This window comes from Pseudoalteromonas sp. Z9A5 (assembly GCF_011378875.1).
In the GTDB taxonomy this organism is placed as follows: Bacteria; Pseudomonadota; Gammaproteobacteria; order Enterobacterales; family Alteromonadaceae; genus Pseudoalteromonas.
In genome coordinates this window covers 99,769-116,081 of the sequence record NZ_WTLC01000008.1, presented here as the reverse complement: position 1 = coordinate 116,081, position 16,313 = coordinate 99,769, and the positions used below count along the sequence as shown (strand labels likewise).

The 16,313-nt window shown below is 36.1% G+C and carries 18 protein-coding genes; 4 read left to right on the top strand and 14 right to left on the bottom strand.

Annotated elements, in window-relative coordinates; all coding sequences use genetic code 11:
- Positions 1 to 317: 317 nt before the first annotated feature.
- The 9 genes from GQR56_RS06390 to GQR56_RS06350 all read right to left on the bottom strand — a co-directional run bounded on the left by GQR56_RS06390 (position 318) and on the right by GQR56_RS06350 (position 5,157).
- The gene (locus GQR56_RS06390; protein WP_166109613.1) at positions 318 to 758 is read right to left on the bottom strand and encodes a hypothetical protein; all 441 of its coding nucleotides are present in this window, start codon (positions 756 to 758) and stop codon (positions 318 to 320) included.
- A gap of 49 nt (positions 759 to 807) precedes the next feature.
- Positions 808 to 1,254, bottom strand: a complete 447-nt coding sequence (locus GQR56_RS06385; protein WP_166109611.1) for a hypothetical protein — start codon at positions 1,252 to 1,254, stop codon at positions 808 to 810.
- A gap of 116 nt (positions 1,255 to 1,370) precedes the next feature.
- The gene (locus GQR56_RS06380; protein WP_166109609.1) at positions 1,371 to 1,712 is read right to left on the bottom strand and encodes a hypothetical protein; all 342 of its coding nucleotides are present in this window, start codon (positions 1,710 to 1,712) and stop codon (positions 1,371 to 1,373) included.
- 26 nt (positions 1,713 to 1,738) lie between these two features.
- On the bottom strand, positions 1,739 to 2,224 hold the full coding sequence (locus GQR56_RS06375) for a hypothetical protein (protein WP_166109607.1): 486 nt from the start codon (positions 2,222 to 2,224) through the stop codon (positions 1,739 to 1,741).
- Positions 2,225 to 2,311: 87 nt separating this feature from the next.
- Entirely contained in the window at positions 2,312 to 2,749 is a 438-nt protein-coding gene (locus tag GQR56_RS06370) for a GTP pyrophosphokinase (protein ID WP_166109605.1), read from the bottom strand.
- An 81-nt stretch (positions 2,750 to 2,830) separates the two neighbouring features.
- The gene (locus GQR56_RS06365; protein WP_166109603.1) at positions 2,831 to 3,202 is read right to left on the bottom strand and encodes a hypothetical protein; all 372 of its coding nucleotides are present in this window, start codon (positions 3,200 to 3,202) and stop codon (positions 2,831 to 2,833) included.
- 69 nt (positions 3,203 to 3,271) lie between these two features.
- The gene (locus GQR56_RS06360; RefSeq protein WP_166109601.1) at positions 3,272 to 3,907 is read right to left on the bottom strand and encodes a DUF4272 domain-containing protein; all 636 of its coding nucleotides are present in this window, start codon (positions 3,905 to 3,907) and stop codon (positions 3,272 to 3,274) included.
- Positions 3,908 to 3,952: 45 nt separating this feature from the next.
- On the bottom strand, positions 3,953 to 4,258 hold the full coding sequence (locus tag GQR56_RS06355) for an MGMT family protein (RefSeq protein WP_024611350.1): 306 nt from the start codon (positions 4,256 to 4,258) through the stop codon (positions 3,953 to 3,955).
- Positions 4,259 to 4,260: 2 nt separating this feature from the next.
- On the bottom strand, positions 4,261 to 5,157 hold the full coding sequence (locus GQR56_RS06350) for a LysR family transcriptional regulator (RefSeq protein ID WP_024611351.1): 897 nt from the start codon (positions 5,155 to 5,157) through the stop codon (positions 4,261 to 4,263).
- Positions 5,158 to 5,278: 121 nt separating this feature from the next.
- Between GQR56_RS06350 and GQR56_RS06345 the strand changes: the two genes are divergently transcribed.
- Both GQR56_RS06345 and GQR56_RS06340 read left to right on the top strand, forming a co-directional pair.
- Positions 5,279 to 6,361, top strand: a complete 1,083-nt coding sequence (locus GQR56_RS06345) for an efflux RND transporter periplasmic adaptor subunit (RefSeq protein WP_166109599.1) — start codon at positions 5,279 to 5,281, stop codon at positions 6,359 to 6,361.
- Between the two features lie 2 nt (positions 6,362 to 6,363).
- A complete protein-coding gene (locus GQR56_RS06340) occupies positions 6,364 to 9,432 on the top strand; it encodes an efflux RND transporter permease subunit (protein WP_166109597.1) in 3,069 nt (1,022 codons plus the stop codon).
- A gap of 271 nt (positions 9,433 to 9,703) precedes the next feature.
- On the opposite strand, the gene GQR56_RS06335 is transcribed toward GQR56_RS06340, so the two are convergent.
- Complete coding sequence (locus GQR56_RS06335) at positions 9,704 to 10,036, bottom strand: PBPRA1643 family SWIM/SEC-C metal-binding motif protein (RefSeq protein ID WP_166109595.1); 333 nt, start codon at positions 10,034 to 10,036, stop codon at positions 9,704 to 9,706.
- Positions 10,037 to 10,311: 275 nt separating this feature from the next.
- On the opposite strand from GQR56_RS06335, the gene GQR56_RS06330 reads away from it, so the two are divergent.
- On the top strand, positions 10,312 to 10,566 hold the full coding sequence (locus tag GQR56_RS06330) for a MetJ regulator of methionine regulon (protein WP_166109593.1): 255 nt from the start codon (positions 10,312 to 10,314) through the stop codon (positions 10,564 to 10,566).
- Between the two features lie 102 nt (positions 10,567 to 10,668).
- A complete protein-coding gene (locus GQR56_RS06325) occupies positions 10,669 to 11,187 on the top strand; it encodes a hypothetical protein (RefSeq protein WP_206018110.1) in 519 nt (172 codons plus the stop codon).
- 14 nt (positions 11,188 to 11,201) lie between these two features.
- On the opposite strand, the gene rluF is transcribed toward GQR56_RS06325, so the two are convergent.
- From rluF to GQR56_RS06305, 4 genes are all read right to left on the bottom strand, one after another.
- A complete protein-coding gene (rluF, locus tag GQR56_RS06320; RefSeq protein WP_166109589.1) occupies positions 11,202 to 12,227 on the bottom strand; it encodes a 23S rRNA pseudouridine(2604) synthase RluF in 1,026 nt (341 codons plus the stop codon).
- 86 nt (positions 12,228 to 12,313) lie between these two features.
- Entirely contained in the window at positions 12,314 to 13,384 is a 1,071-nt protein-coding gene (locus GQR56_RS06315; RefSeq protein ID WP_166109615.1) for a DUF418 domain-containing protein, read from the bottom strand.
- Positions 13,385 to 13,414: 30 nt separating this feature from the next.
- Entirely contained in the window at positions 13,415 to 14,629 is a 1,215-nt protein-coding gene (locus tag GQR56_RS06310; protein WP_024611358.1) for an HDOD domain-containing protein, read from the bottom strand.
- A gap of 90 nt (positions 14,630 to 14,719) precedes the next feature.
- The gene (locus tag GQR56_RS06305; RefSeq protein WP_166109587.1) at positions 14,720 to 16,255 is read right to left on the bottom strand and encodes a glycogen/starch synthase; all 1,536 of its coding nucleotides are present in this window, start codon (positions 16,253 to 16,255) and stop codon (positions 14,720 to 14,722) included.
- Positions 16,256 to 16,313: the final 58 nt, after the last annotated feature.

Genomic DNA, 16,313 nt, shown 5'->3' with positions numbered 1-16,313 from the left:
TTGGCTGTGCACTTCAACTGTTTTTTAAACTACCTTATTGATTTATATTATCAAATTGTGGGGATTCCTCAGGGTCAAATCTTGACTTCACACATCACTATATATCAACGACCGCTCACAGCACTTAGCTGGCGTAGGATTTAATTGAGTATCACTAATCTAATCTGACATTCTCAGATAAAAAGTCATCTATACGGTCAAATAATTCATAATCGCCGCTTGTAAATGAAGGTCGATTACCTTCACTCTAAATACACAAATATGAACGCTATGATTAATAGAATTCATGCAGGCTCGCTGAAATCATACGTTTAAGACTACACGTCTAAATATTTTCTAATTGACGCCCAGTCGGGATAAAGTGAAGTACCAAAGTGTAACAATTTACCTTCAAATTCACTTTGGCAACGTCCTGTATGATTGTCATCTATTAAGTACTGCCCTTTTAATAAACTTTTGTTAGGGCTGATAATCAATCTATTTACCATTTCAAAACCTAAGTGCTGCTCAACCCAAATGCGTTTTTCGGTATAACATAACGGATTTTTTACTGACGGAGCAGTTAAAATATAAGGTGTGTATTTATCAGAATCTAATAAAGCGTTAACGGCGTTAATTGCACCAGGCAAAGGTCGTAATTTAGTATAAAAGCCATATTGAGATTGAGGAAATTGAATCGCTGGATTTAATTTAAGATCTTGATTCGCAGCCTCGGTAAAATTACAAAGAACATCGTCCATATCAATGTAAACAATCATATATTTCCTAATTTTAAAATCAAGCATGCAAATTTACTACACGTGATAACTATTTTTTTATTATAAAAAGTATTAAAAATACTAAGACATTTAATGCTATAGAGCATGTACTTAACAACAAGCCATTTATTACATGTTCATTATGTATTTGGCTAATAGACTTTACAGGAGACTCCCTTTCAAACTTTATGCGCTCAGTAAATGAATCGTCCATACGAATATAACGAAAAAGAACATAACCCATACCGCTCACAGTAAAAATTAAGCCTAACCAACCTGATGCCACCCATGGCATAAAGGCAATAAAACCAAATAAGTAGCACAAAAAATATAAACGGTTACCCATGTAGTCTGTGGCTACTTTTAGAATTATTTGTTCTCGTTTATTTTTGGGGATTCGTTTTGTAAAAAGCAGCCTTTGTTGGGCATCTAAGCTCATATGCGCGTAATCATCCGGATGACGACTCGATATGTCTTTTTTATTTTTTGCATTCATTCATATATTATCCATTAAAAAACCAATAATAAACCAATAATAAACCAATAAAAAAATCCATATTACGAGCAGCCTTCAAGTTGACCTACTTGATTGTTATTCACTCAATTTCATTTTCAGTTAAATTTACTATTTGTATAAATACGATTTAATATTTCATAAACAATACGGGAATATAAATGATAATGCGTTGAATCGTTGGGGATATAACTGACCGTTTTGATAAAATAAATTTCACCTGTTTTATTAAAAAATGATTGTAGAGCGAGTTCAACCGACTCTTTTATTTTATCAACAGACACCGCACTACTCAAACCAACATTCATTGCTTTTAACTTAATAAACTGGATACTTTTAACTTCGATGTCAGATAGTTCAATTTGCAAATAAGCATCAAACCCGCCACCGCATTGGAGCGCGCCAGTATAGATATTATCGCCATTATTATAAATTCTCAAAATAGCCCTTACCGCTTAAATATTTTTTAAACAAACCAGAAAAATATAATAATTAACGTGATTATAACTACTTTAATTCGCATTTTATTTTTGTTTAAACCATAAAAAAATGCAGGGTAATATAACGCAGCTAATGGAATTGATAACCAGACCAACATAGGCAATATAGAACTACTTACTTCTGAGTGAGGTTGTTTAGCCATATAGCTCACCCAAAAATAAAGAGTAATACTCTGCATAACAGCAAATACGCTATAAGTAGTGACTCGAGCACGCCTACCTTTTAAAATATCGGCTACGTAGGCTGCAATAGCCGGTATAACAAGCCAACAACTTAAAAATGAGGCAATCCATATAGGATCGTCGCCTCTTAAAGTACCAACAGGAATACCGCTTTCTATACCTCTCAATATCCACAATGCCAGTATTGATATAAATAGACAGGCTGTTGCCGAAAACCCTCTAATCAAAAAATCAATGAAGATCGCAGTACCCGACTTATTACATTGCATGTAGTGACCTTATGATAAAAATAATACCTGATTACTGATTACTGATTACTCATTACTGATTACTGATTACTGATTACCGATTACCGATTACCGATTACCGCCAAGCGTGCTGTGTAAAAACTTCCAAGCGCGATGGTATTTAGCGACTCGGCTAAGATCGTTTTCGTTAACAGTGTCTAAACGTAATATATTTATATTGTCTTCAATGTCAGCAATTTTTATTTTAGTTGCAAGGCTATTCGTTTTTACACGTTTAATAAATAAGTCGTAACTTTCACCTTTAATCTTGGAGAGGCATTGAACGGCATTAACTATATTCGATGGTATGCCTTGTGCTAGCAAGTCGTCAGCTGTGTAATCAGAATCCTCAATCACGTCGTGAAGTAATGCAACCGCCCTTTCTTCATCTGTGTCCATTTTTGCCATTAAACGCAGCGGGTGTAGAATATACGTTTGACCCGCTTTATCTTTTTGCCCCGAATAAGCTTTAAGCGCTATAGCTAATGACTTTTCAATTATATCCATTTTTTATTCAACCCTATTCCAACATAAAGTGAGCGTAATAAATGCAATGCAACGGGGATATCACCTTACTTATTAACTGTATTACTCGGTAAAGTTAACTGTTGCAGGGCATTTATAAGTAGCCACGCTGTATTGTAAGCCTATCTCAAAATTATTGTATGCGTATTGCACCAAAACTAAGTTATCTTTTACTGCATCATTTTTTGCTTTTTTTAATAAACAAAGCGGCTTACCATTTATACCCGAAGGTATGTAATCAGCAATAATAGGCCCTTGTGAATAGCTATAACGAGAACGTTCTAAACAGGATTCTAATTTAAGGCTGTCATCATCATTAAATGTATTTAAGTTGTATACTTTTAAATTTGCAGAGCCTGGTTCTTCATCGACTAGGCACACTGAAGAACAGCCTCCAAGTATGACTAAGGTTAACAATCCAAACAACTTTTGCATTTTAAGACCTATATATTTAATAAATAATTGGTTTATTTGAATACGAAATAAAACGGATTTATTATTTTATTAGGTGTTTTGCGCAATATTATCCCAGTCAGAATCATTATCAAGGCACCACGTTAAACCGCGTCTACGTTCCATAATAAGGCTCATATTAAAGTTGTCGTTAGATTTAGCGTTTAAATTAAAGTGCCTAGCGCACCACATGGCTCTGTAATATAAATCTCTCATTGAATAAACTTCTTCAAAAGGACGTAGTTGAATATTTTGGTTAAATTTTTCAGGGCCTTCTTCATTTTGTAAATTTGGGCAGTAATCAATCATATCATCAGGGATTGGCTTATTAATACTCAGCTCATCAAATTTACTCATAACCCAAATTAATGACCAAAGAGACTCCAAATACCAATGTAAGTTAACTTTGTCTTGCTCCTCTATAGTGTCTTGCGATAACGCTAAAATAGCTATTTCAGCGTCAGACAATGTGCTTGTTAAGTTATTATCATTAATATATTTTTTTATATCTTCGATAGGCGCATTAAAAGCAATATTAATCATCGCATTCATAATAAGTGCACGGTCTATAATTTCTTGCGGACTCCTCATGGTGGTTAATTCGCAAGAGGGCAACCAATCACACACTTCGCCATTTAAACTCAAAATTATTTTTTCGTTTTCGGTCTTTATTTTATTTAAATCCACGTCTATTAATCCTTATTAAACTTAACTGTAAGTAATGCTGAATAATTAAATCCAGCGATGCAATTTTATATTCACCTTATCACTTTTAAAGCTAACACCTTCTGATAAAAGCTTTTCACGTTGCTCTTGGTATTTATCGCTTCCCTCAGGGAACGATATTTTACCTTGGCTATTTACAACGCGATGCCATGGAATACTCGAATCTTTAGGCATCATTTTTAATAAACGACCAACCAAACGTGAATTTTGAGGATAACCTGCAAGCGCAGCTACCTGTCCGTAGCTTGCCACAGAGCCTGCTGGTATTGAGCCAATGACAGTAAAAATAAGTGTTTCTTTATCAATATCCATTGTTAACTGGTCCTGGAGTATTCCTTACTTAATTGTTTAAATTGATCCCAAATAGTACGCGCTACAGGACCATGATGAATTGCATGTTGCCGAAACGCTCTAATTTGCGCACTAAACTTATGCTCTCTATCTGTTATATGTATTTCTTGTAGTAAGCCCGCTTTAATTTCGGGAGCGCAATGCGCTAAACTCATCATTGCCCATCCAGCACCCGAAAGTAAAAATGATTTTAAAGTTGATACGTCGTCTATTTTCATCATTGCAGAGCCTTTTGAGTACGATAACCTATCGCTATCTATACTCAAATCGCTTTCAAACATGGCTAAACAGGGATATGTTTGTAGCTCGGTATAGGTGAGTTTTTGAGGGAGCACACCTTTAGCACTTACAATACCTATATCAAGCCTGCCTATTGGCACACTTTCTAAATCGCCTGTTGCATGAAATAAGTCAAACCATGGACCAATGCCTAGCTCGGCTTGACCACTATTAACTTGCTCTAATGAGATAAAGCGCTTTCCGCTCGTTAAACTAAATTCAGTGCTAGTAAATAATCCAAAAGTATTACTTATGATCTCATTATAACTTTGCATATGACAAAGCTGTTCATAACAAATTCTAAACTGCGGTTCATTTCCTAATGATAATTCCTCAGCAAGTTTGCCCAACTCGTCGTTAGCATGCAGTAAGTGCAAAGCCTCTCGGTGAAAAATTCGCCCTTTTTCAGTAAGCTGTAATCTGTACTTACTTCTATCTAGTAACTCAAAGCCTATTTTAGATTCTAAATTTTTGATTGCTAAAGTGAGCGCTGGTTGTGTTTTATGTAGCTTTAAAGCTGCTCCGCTCAGGCTTGCGCTTTGTACTATCGCATCTAAAATTATTAATTGATTCAGCTTCATACACTGCCCCACAACATTATAAATAAAACTTATTGAGTTTCTAAAATTTAATGATTTTTATTTTATATGTTTGCAGCGTATGCTGCACTTAATTATTTTGCCACCATTGCCACGGAGAAACATGAAACTCTTTCGCCTATGTTTATTAACAACGACCTTACTTAGCTTAATAGCCTGTTCTGAGCCTGAAAAACAAGTTAAAGAAGAGCCCATTCGCCCTGTTAAATTATTTAACATAGGTCATGATTCGCAAATAAACATTCGTAGTTTTCCTGCTGAAGTAGTTGCAAACCAAGGCTCATACCTTGCCTTTAGGGTAAATGGCGAACTTATTAAGTTTCCTGTACTTGCTGGCGAGCACGTTGAGAAAGGCGATTTGTTGGCAAAACTTGACCCTGAAGATTTTCAGTTACAATTTGACGAACGTAAAGCGCGCTTTGAGCTGGCAAAATCTCAACTTGGGCGTATTGAACAATTGTTTGAGAAAAAAATCACAAGCCAATCAGAATTAGATGAAGCCACTGCCAATATGCAAATTGCTGAGTCTGCATTTAGAATTGCCGAAACAAACCTTGAGTACAGTGAACTTCGCGCGCCATTTTCAGGTACGGTTGCTAAAGTATTTGTTAAAAACTTTGAAAACATTCAAGCTAAGCAAAATATATTACGCCTAGAAACACGCGATTTAATGGATGTAGAAATTCAGGTACCAGAGAAAATAGTCGCTCGCTTACAAAAAGGAACCGACTACCACCCAACCGTAAAATTTGATGGCTTTGACGATAAAGAATACACACTTGATATTAAAGAGTGGGATACCCAAGCAGACCCAGCAACACTTACTTACCAAGTTGTTTTTTCGCTTCCTTTACCCAAGGACTTTAATTTACTTGCCGGCATGACGGGTCGTGTACTAATTGACTTAAGCAAAGTTACTAGCTCACAAGTTGCCTATACTATTTTACCGATTGAATCAGTTTTTTCTGAGCCACAAGAGTCAATTAAAGATAATGCTTATGTATGGATATTTAATCCTCAAACAAGTGAAGTTCGCAAACAAGCGGTAAAAGTAGGTCAACTACATCGCGATGGTATTGAAGTGTTAAGTGGTATTGAAGAAGGTCAAATTGTGGTTTCTGCAGGTGTTCATTCATTAAAAGAAGGCATGAAAGTAAGAGCATGGAATAAAGAGCGAGGCTTATAATTATGAGTTTTGCACAACTCTCTATTGAGAAAAAAGTAATTAGTTGGATGTTTACGCTACTGTTATTAATTGGCGGTAGTGTTTCGTACTTTGATTTAGGGCAATTAGAAGACCCTGAATTTACACTTAAAAAAGCCATGGTTATTACTATGTACCCTGGCGCGTCACCACAACAAGTTGAAGAAGAAGTTACTTTTCCAATCGAAAATGCAATACAACAACTTCCCTATGTAGATTACGTAACGTCTATTTCATCGAATGGTAAATCGCAAATTTCTGTCGAAATGAAAAGCACTTATCGAAAAGAGCAGCTTCGCCAAATTTGGGATGAAATGCGTCGTAAAATTAATGACCTTTCCCCTTCATTACCTAGTGGTGTTTATCCTAGTACTATTTTGGATGACTTTGCTGACGTGTACGGTGTTATGTATTCGGTAACTGGCGATGGCTATTCGTATGACGAACTTAAAGATTACGTAGACTTTTTAAAGCGTGAACTAGTCCTTGTTAAAGGTGTAAGTAAAGTAACAATTGCTGGAGAGCAACAAGCGCAAGTAATGGTAGAAGTTTCTACCCGTAAATTAGCTCAATTAGGCATTGCGCCAAGCCATATATTTCAGTTATTACAATCACAAAATACAGTTTCAAATGCCGGTAAAATTCGTGTAGGCGATGAATCAATTCGCTTGCACCCTACCGGTGAATTTAAAGATGTAAAAGAACTCGAAACGTTACTCATTTCAAAGTCTGGTGCAAGTGAGCTTATCTATTTAGGTGATGTAGCAACGGTTTTTAGAGAATACGCCGAAGTCCCTAGTAACATTATTCGTTTTAATGATAAGCAAGCACTTTTAATCGGTATTTCGTTTACCTCGGGCGTTAACGTAGTTGATATTGGTAGACATATAGATGAGCATTTAGCATCACTTGAATACCAACGCCCACATGGTATTGATATAAGTTCGGTGTATAACCAACCTAAAGAAGTCGAAAAATCAGTTGATGGGTTTATTGTCAGCCTGCTCGAAGCTATTGCAATTGTTATTGTGGTACTGCTGTTATTTATGGGTTTAAAAAGCGGTATTTTAATTGGTGGGATTTTACTTCTTACCGTATTAGGTACGTTTATATTTATGAAATTGTTTGCCATCGATTTACAACGTATATCGTTAGGCGCCCTTATTATTGCCCTCGGTATGCTAGTAGATAACGCAATTGTGGTCACCGAAGGCATACTTATAAACCTTAAACGGGGTCAAACAAAGTTAAAAGCAGCAATTAACATTGTAGAACAAACTAAATGGCCATTATTAGGTGCCACTGTTATTGCCGTTACTGCTTTTGCGCCAATTGGTTTGAGTTCTGATGCCAGTGGTGAATTTGCTGGTAGCTTGTTTTGGGTATTGTTTATCTCACTTTTATTAAGCTGGATAACGGCAATAACACTAACGCCATTTTTTGCTAATTTAATGTTTAAAGAAAACGAGTTTAAAAACGAAAAAGGCCAAGAAGACGAAGACCCATATCAAGGTATTATTTTTAACACCTATAAGACTATTTTAGACCTATCTTTACGCTTTAGAAAAACGACGCTTATTTTAATGGTTGTTTTACTTTGTAGCGCAGTTGTTGGCTTTGGCTCTGTTAAACAGTCGTTTTTTCCAGCTTCTAACACTCCTATGTTTTATGTTGATTACTGGCAACAACAAGGGTCTGATATTCGCTCAACACTTGACGGTGTTAAGCAACTTGAAACCTATTTACAAAATGAAGATTTAGTTGAAGAAGTAACCAGTACCATAGGTCAAGGCGCACCGCGTTTTATGCTTACTTACGCGCCAGAAAAATCATACCCTGCATACGGACAATTAATAATACGTGTTGCTGATAGAGAAGCCGTTGCTGTTATTATGCAAAAAGTACGCGACTACTCGATAAACCATGCGCTATCAGCTCAATTAAAAATTAAACCGATGGAAATTGGTCCCTCTACTGATGCAAAAATAGAAGCACGTTTTTCGGGTCCTGATCCTGTTATTTTAAGGCAGTTAGCAGCTAAAGCTGAAGAATTGTTAGGTAATGACGATGGGGCATTTAATATACGTAATGATTGGCGTGCTCGTACTAAAATGATTCGTCCACAATTTAATGAGCAAAAAGCGCGGCGCTTAGGTATTAGTAAATCAGATCTTGATGATGTTTTACTAACAAGCCTTTCAGGTAAACAAGTTGGCGTGTATCGCGATGGTACGCAGTTATTACCTATCATTACCCGTTCACCTGAAAACGAGCGCTTAAATGTAGAAAGCGTACACGATCTACAAATATATAGCCCTGTACTGGCTGTGTTCGTTCCCGTAACACAAGTAGTTGATGAGTTTGTTGTTGAGTGGGAAGACAGCCTTATAATGCGCCGAGATCGTAAACGAACAATCACGGTAATGGCTGACAACAATGTATTAGGCGACGAAACACCAGCAAAACTATTTGCTCGTATTCGTGCTCCTATAGAAAACATTGAACTACCACACGGATATGAACTTGAATGGGGCGGCGAATTTGAATCATCAAGCAAAGCACAAAAAGCAATTTTTGGCTCACTACCGCTAGGTTATTTAGCCATGTTTGCAGTAACCGTATTACTGTTTAACTCTGTAAAACAACCTCTCGTTATTTGGGCAACTGTGCCACTTGCCATTATTGGCGTGAGTGCTGGGTTACTGGTGATGAACACACCATTTAGCTTTATGGGTCTATTGGGGCTATTAAGCTTAAGTGGTATGTTAATTAAAAATGGTATTGTGTTGGTTGACCAAATAAATCTAGAGCTTCGTGAAGGAAAGCAACCATATCAAGCCGTATTTGACTCCGGTGTGAGCCGAGTGCGCCCTGTAGCTATGGCAGCTATAACCACTATATTGGGGATGATACCACTGTTATTTGATGTGTTTTTTCAATCAATGGCAGTAACTATTATGTTTGGGCTAGGTTTTGCCACCATACTTACATTAATTGTAGTACCGGTGCTTTATACCGTTATATTTAGAATAGATTATGAACCACGTAAATAGTTAGCCCTATAATTAAAAAGCATTAAAAAATGCCACTGACTTAAGGTCAGTGGCATTTTTATTTAATACCAATCTGCTTATATATGGGGTCTATTTAACAATAAGAAAATTGCGCTAGAACTAGGCAAAAACTTTTTGTATCTAGTGTTCTAAATAAAAAATTTTAACAACGTTGTAGAGTGATTTAATTCGATAAATTGTTCAAATATTTATGCAGGTTGGTATAAATCATGTGAAATAAGAAAGGCTACTTATTTAGTGGTCAATTAAATTAACCGCAACACTTTTTGTACTTTTTAGCGCTACCACATAAACAGGGGGCATTGCGCTCTGGTACTTTATCAAATACTTGTGGCGTTGACTTACTAAGTGCAAAGTCTAGTTCACGAATATCTTCTGGTTCTTGTTCTTTAACTTCAATTGAAGCAAAGAGCGAATGCTCTGCTAATAAGGCTTCTATTTCTGAGCATCGTTCTGCCGAGTTTACAATTAACGTTAACGGGTGCAGCTCTGTGCCAACCTTTGCGGTACGTTTTGGTGCAAATCCATTACTGTTATTTTTACCCATTATGTCGGGCTTACCCATAAAGAAAAATTTTGACATGTTACTTCTATAACCTTTCTACATTATTAAGACGGCGCATCTTAACAGTTTATCCAACATATAACTAAGCCGTACTGGTAATGCGCAATATAAAACAGGCTTTAAGAGAGATAAGAGCAATTTAACAACACAACCACGATTTTTAGTGCCTTTCCCTACTAGTTGAACTTAGTATGGTTTGCTAGACAAACATGAAATTCATAATATAGTTAGGTTTATATACGGGTTAAAAATCTATCGTATTGTGTTTATTATCTCAACATTTAGGAAAAGCGTTGGAAAATTTTAAAATTGCGATACTAATAGCAGGCAGTATTTTTATACTTTTTGGCTATCTACGCTTTATAAGCGACGATAATGGTAACGTAAACTTGAACAACTACCGATTTACAGGTGGTATAGGGCTAGTGTTTTTAGGTATGATTAACGGGACACGCGACATAGTTAAACGCTTGCGCTCAAAAAACGCACTATCAGCATTTGCTATCTATTTTGGTATGCTTTTACTTTATATTGGCTTTTATATTTAAGCCGTAACCAATGCAACATTTAATAAGTGATCACCTTTGACTGCAAAAAAATTTCTCTATGAATCACTTATATTCTTCCTTTTCTTACCACCGTATATTTTAATGAAATGGGATGAAAAGGTCGATCCTTCTTTTATTGCTAGCGGTACTTATGATTTCTTTTTAAAAACGTTATTTCCAATACTTACAATTATTTTAAGTATTATTACATTTATTTTTTTAAATAAAAAATACAACGACAGTTATATTTTAAGAGGTAATATTAAAGATCTTATTTCTGAATACGGAAAATTACGTAGTTTACGCGAAGCACTAGGAGTCCCTCTGTTACTTTATTTATGGATGTCGGCTTCGATTTGCCTCTTACCGAAAATTTTTACTCACTACCAAGGTGGTGATTCATGGCAGCGAGAATATCAACTAATAAAAGTAGATAAATGCCCAAGGTTTTATGAATATGAATGTTCAGAATTGACGGTTCTAGATTTAACAACGTACAGAAAACGTTCATTTAGGTGGTATGCAGATAAGCATAAACTGGTTAGCTTACAAAACAAAAAACTAACCTTTGTGGGCGTTAAAAGCCCACTCGGATTTGTTGTTGATGAAATACAGTGGTAATTTTTCAGGATAAACTATTTTTTTAGAGTTAATATTTTTCGCGTATTCGTTTTAGAGTCTACCGGCTTATCGTTTTTAATACTTTTAGGTTTACCAACATACGTGGTTGAGCGCTTTTGATAAGGTGCGTTACTGCGCTCATTTTTACGTTCGCTATTAGCGTTACCACGCTCAGAGTTACGATTTGTATTTCGCTCAGTACTACGATCACTATTTCGGTCGCTATTATTAAAGCGTCGTGGGTTTTCTCCCTGAAAATCACGCTTTTTAGGTGCTGAAGCTACATTAACTTCTGATTGCTTATTAGTATCAAGCGAGTGCTCTTGGGTTTTACCAGAATCAGAAATTGAATCGTTTATTTGCGCCATTTCAATATCTGATAAATGACGCCACTGCCCTACTTTTAAACCTTTAAGTGTTACGTTCATTATGCGCGTACGTTTTAAGGTTACAACTTCGTAGCCTAAGTATTCGCACATACGGCGTATTTGACGGTTTAAACCTTGAGTAAGGACTATTTTAAATTCTTTAGGGCCACTTTGCGTAACTTTACATTCTTTAGTGACTGTATCTAAAATAGGCACACCATTCGCCATTTTTGTAACAAATTGACGATTAAGCGGTTTATCTACCGTAACAACGTATTCTTTTTCGTGATTATTGCCCGCACGCAAAATTTTATTAACAATGTCGCCTTCATTGGTTAAAAATATAAGCCCTTCAGACGGTCTATCTAAACGCCCTATTGGGAATATACGCGTAGGATAATTTACCGCTCGTATAATATTACTTTGAATTTTACTCTCGGTAGTACACGTTATGCCAACCGGTTTATTGTAGGCAATGTAAACGCGCTTCGGCGTGGCTTTAAGAGGCTTACCATCAATTAATACAACATCGGTAGCGGCTACTTTTACACCCATTTCTGGTGAGTAGCCATTAACGCTGACACGACCTTGCTCAATATATTTATCGGCTTCGCGGCGTGAACAAAATCCTGTTTCACTAATAAATTTATTTAAACGTTTTAATTCAGTCATGGCACTTATAGCGTAGTAATTTTTAAGGCGAGTAGTGTAAACCACCCACACTATTTTTTCGCCCCTAATTTAATATTTATAGGTGTTTAAGCATTAATTTTTGCTTTAGTTAATTTTCGCCATACAAATTCAAGCGGACCTTGGCTAAAATAGCGGCTGTATATAAATGTAAATAGCAATTGCAGTGCAACTAAAGCCGTTGCTACTAACCAGTAATCTATTCGATTAAAGCTAAGTACCCAGTGGGTAAATAGCACTTTATATAACAATAATTGCATGAGTGTTTGGCTAATATATAAAGTAAATGCTAGGCGCCCTGCTTGTTGAATAAGCTTACCTACGTGTGCGCTGTTATTGCAAAACTTAACAACTAAATGAATATAAAGTGCAGCCATACCAAGGGCCGCAAACATATTTATTAACTCTTGAATTGCATACATAAAGCCACTGTTGTATTGCGAAATACAGAGCCTAAATACACTAAAAATAATACTCACAATTACAGCAACGGTTAACTGCTGCGAGTTCAATCCTTTACTAAATACGTCTTGTTTATATAAATAAATACCAATAAGCATAATACCTACGCACATCCACATAGTCATTATTGGCACTATAAATATCATTAATGCATTCATACTAATGTTCGAAATAAAGTAATCAATGTAGTGAGGGTTATATAAAGAGATGAAATCTTCAGAGTTACGGTAAATAATATCAGCAGGGGCGCTATACATAACAAGCCCTGTAGTTACTCCTCCCAATAAAATAAACGCTGTTCCACGTTTTAAGAGTAGTTCGTTGTCGCTTTCTAAATATTTAAGGGCATACCAACCAGACACACCATAAACGAATAAAATATCACCAGCCCAAAGTAAAAAACCATGCGCTAAACCAAATAATATTAACCAGTAAAGCCTGCTTTTTAATTGCACATCAGACTTATAACGTTGCCATTGAATATAAAGCCCCGCTCCAAAAAGCAAACTAAATAAGGTTCTAAAACGACCATCTACAAACAAAGTGCTAAAGATGTGAATAATTGAGTCGCTAACAGGAGGATTAGTTAAAGAGGTATACCCGTATTCAAAAAAGCCGAAGGCGTAAGCATTCATGTAAACCAAGCCGAGCACGGCAACGCCGCGAATAAAGTCCATATTATAATTGCGCATTAAAGCTATTATCCGTTAAATATTATTCTTATAACTGTCAGCCCAATCGACTGCATCTTGGTAAAGTTGAGGTAATGTATCACTGTCTATATTTAATAAGAGCATGGCTTGTTCTAGTGCCCACCAACTTCCACTTTCATATGCTTTAACAACATTTAAAATGTAGTAAAGTTTATTTTTATCATTAAGCAATGCCGCTTTTATTTCATCAGGAAAAGGTAACTTTTCTACTAATAGGCTCATTGGTTGATCAAGTATTGCATCGAGTAACGAAAAAAGCCCGGTTAAAAACGCTTCTCCAACGAGATGTTTAGCTACCCTTTTGGCTATTAATTCGCAAAAACGTGCTCGGACTACACAAACTTGCATTAATTCTGCAGGCTTTTTACCCGCAGTATGCGCAGTTACAATTAAGCTTACAAACTTCTTTATACGGTCGTGTCCTAAGTAAACCAAGGCTTGCTTTAATGACGATATTTCACTTTGAATAGGGAAAACACCGCTGTTAATTAGGCGTAATAATTTATAAGCAAGTGCAGCATCGAGTTCAAACAAACCAGAAATAACTTTTATATCAGGGCTTTGTTTCATTATTTCAGCATAAATAGCCACAACCAACCCATAATTATAATCAATATCGTTTTGCGTTATCATGGTTGGTTTTGCAAAAAAATAACCTTGGAAGTAATCAAACCCCATATCGTAGGCAAGTTGGTAATCTTCTTGAGTTTCTAATTTTTCAGCAAGTAATTTAATTTTTTTATTTTTCTGAAGGCTTTTAACGATTGTAGTTATTTCATTTAGAGGCGTTATTTTTATATCAAATTTAATTAATTTGATTAACTTTAAAAAACGATCCCACTGTGGTTTATACACAAAATCGTCTAGTGCTAGTTTGTAATTACTATTAAAAAGATCGCAGCATAAAGCATAATTATCGTCGCTTGGCTCTATTGTTTCTAGCAGTTCTATTACAACATCTTGGCTGGGTAAAAAAGCGCATAAGTCTAGTTTTAAAGACTCTGGTCCAATATTGATCAATGCTTTTTTACCCGACGTTATATGCCGAGTACCTAAATTGAGCTGGTTTTCCATAATAAGTCGAGCTGTTGCTTGACCTTCGGCTATATCAGGGAAATAGTTTTTAGGGCTATCACGAAAAAGTAGCTCATAGGCTACTACTTTTTGACGACGATTGAATATTGCTTGCCTTGCAACAAATACAGACACATTACCTACTTCTTAGATTTTATATAATACTAAGTAATTAAACCTTAAATCGATAAAATTGTCACTCAACTTTCTAACTTACGTAACAATTTACTGGTATAAGGTTGTTATATAATCAGCAGCCACTTGTGGCCATGAAAAACGCGCTTGTTCTGCGCTTTCCTTTATTTTAAGCCATTTTTTAGGATCCTGCTTTTTAATTAAGAGTGTTTCGTTTAAACAAGTAAGTAGGTTACTCGTTTGAGTTGCTAAGGTGCCGCCAATAAAACTAAAACCATTTTCATTATGCTTTACGGTATCTTTTAACCCGCCAACACTATGAACTAGGCAAGGTTGCCCTGCACGCATTGCCAACATTTGGCTAATACCACAAGGTTCAAACGAGCTTGGCATTAAAAATAAATCACCTAATTGATACATCAAGTCACCAACGCCCTGACCATAACCTTTTAAAAATAAAAGATTTGGATTACGCGCCATTGCTTTTGTAAAAATTAATTCAAGTTCACTATCCCCTGAACCCAATATAATAAGTCGCCCATTAAAGCTATTAATAACCTTACACACGTTATCTATGGCTAACTTACCATCGACTGGTTGACATAATAGCAATACTTTTTGATCTGTGAGTCGCCCAACACTGGTTACTAATGGTCCATTGCTAGGTAAAGCTTTAAATTGCTGTAACCGTTGATGAGCAATATAGTAACTACTTTGTAGTTGCTCATTATTCGCCATCCAGTTAAATAAGGTATTTTCGATACTTTGATATAAAGTATTTAAATCAGCTTTTTCTTCATTACGTTCAGGGTATTCACAGCCATTTAAAATACCAATTAACTTACCTTGCTTGGCTGCATTTTGTAGGTCTTGTTCGAGCCCTTCACCACCAAAAAAACCATGTTCATAATTACTGGGGTTAAGCACTTCTTGGCTATATGTTGGTGATACAACATGTACTTTATCGCATAAATTAATGGCACTTCGCATTGGGTTAAAACAATTAGGATAGCGAGGGTCACATAAATACTGACCATTATAACTAAGTGAAGGAAACCATGCTTCTAAGCTAGAATCATCATGCTTAAAAGGTCTTATGCCTTGTAATGCAATATTGTGCACTGTGTAGGCAATATGTAAATTAATAAGTGAGCTATAGCGAGCTTCAAACTTGAGTAAAACAGCTACACATGCGCTGTGCCAATCGTGTAAATGTAAGGCATTAGGTCGCGTAAGTAAGCCTTGCAATAAAGCTTCACAAACGCCAGCATTAAATAAAGCAAATTTAGTTGCATCAGTCGCAAACGGTCTACCTGGTGCGTCGTTGCAGTACACACTACCAGAGTCACTAAACAATGGATGGCTAATAACAATTTGGCTTACATTATTTTGTGTTTGTTCTATTTTATAAAGTTTTAAAATATGTGATTGTGCATGAAATGCAACAGTTACTTCACCAATATAAACACGCTTAAGGTGGACAAAGCCATAATCGGGAATAACTACATCAACTGTTATACCTTGTTCTGCAAGTGCTTTTGGCGCATCACGTACTACATCTGCCACTCCGCCTACTTTTGCGCCTGGTAACGCGTCGTTTTCTGCTGCAACCATTAATACATGCATTAATTTACTTCTTCCTTTATTTCTGTGTGGGCTTGCTCAATTAAGAGCAAGCCTTATT

Bases quoted from the DNA above. Each gene is read 5' to 3' on its own strand.
- GQR56_RS06390 (WP_166109613.1), bottom strand. From the start codon at position 758: ATGATTGTTTACATTGATATGGACGATGTTCTTTGTAATTTTACCGAG.
- GQR56_RS06385 (WP_166109611.1), bottom strand. From the start codon at position 1,254: ATGAATGCAAAAAATAAAAAAGACATATCGAGTCGTCATCCGGATGAT.
- GQR56_RS06375 (WP_166109607.1), bottom strand. From the start codon at position 2,224: ATGCAATGTAATAAGTCGGGTACTGCGATCTTCATTGATTTTTTGATT.
- GQR56_RS06370 (WP_166109605.1), bottom strand. From the start codon at position 2,749: ATGGATATAATTGAAAAGTCATTAGCTATAGCGCTTAAAGCTTATTCG.
- GQR56_RS06365 (WP_166109603.1), bottom strand. From the start codon at position 3,202: ATGCAAAAGTTGTTTGGATTGTTAACCTTAGTCATACTTGGAGGCTGT.
- GQR56_RS06355 (WP_024611350.1), bottom strand. From the start codon at position 4,258: ATGGATATTGATAAAGAAACACTTATTTTTACTGTCATTGGCTCAATA.
- GQR56_RS06350 (WP_024611351.1), bottom strand. From the start codon at position 5,157: ATGAAGCTGAATCAATTAATAATTTTAGATGCGATAGTACAAAGCGCA.
- GQR56_RS06345 (WP_166109599.1), top strand. From the start codon at position 5,279: ATGAAACTCTTTCGCCTATGTTTATTAACAACGACCTTACTTAGCTTA.
- GQR56_RS06340 (WP_166109597.1), top strand. From the start codon at position 6,364: ATGAGTTTTGCACAACTCTCTATTGAGAAAAAAGTAATTAGTTGGATG.
- GQR56_RS06335 (WP_166109595.1), bottom strand. From the start codon at position 10,036: ATGTCAAAATTTTTCTTTATGGGTAAGCCCGACATAATGGGTAAAAAT.
- GQR56_RS06325 (WP_206018110.1), top strand. From the start codon at position 10,669: ATGAAATGGGATGAAAAGGTCGATCCTTCTTTTATTGCTAGCGGTACT.
- rluF (WP_166109589.1), bottom strand. From the start codon at position 12,227: ATGACTGAATTAAAACGTTTAAATAAATTTATTAGTGAAACAGGATTT.
- GQR56_RS06315 (WP_166109615.1), bottom strand. From the start codon at position 13,384: ATGGACTTTATTCGCGGCGTTGCCGTGCTCGGCTTGGTTTACATGAAT.
- GQR56_RS06305 (WP_166109587.1), bottom strand. From the start codon at position 16,255: ATGCATGTATTAATGGTTGCAGCAGAAAACGACGCGTTACCAGGCGCA.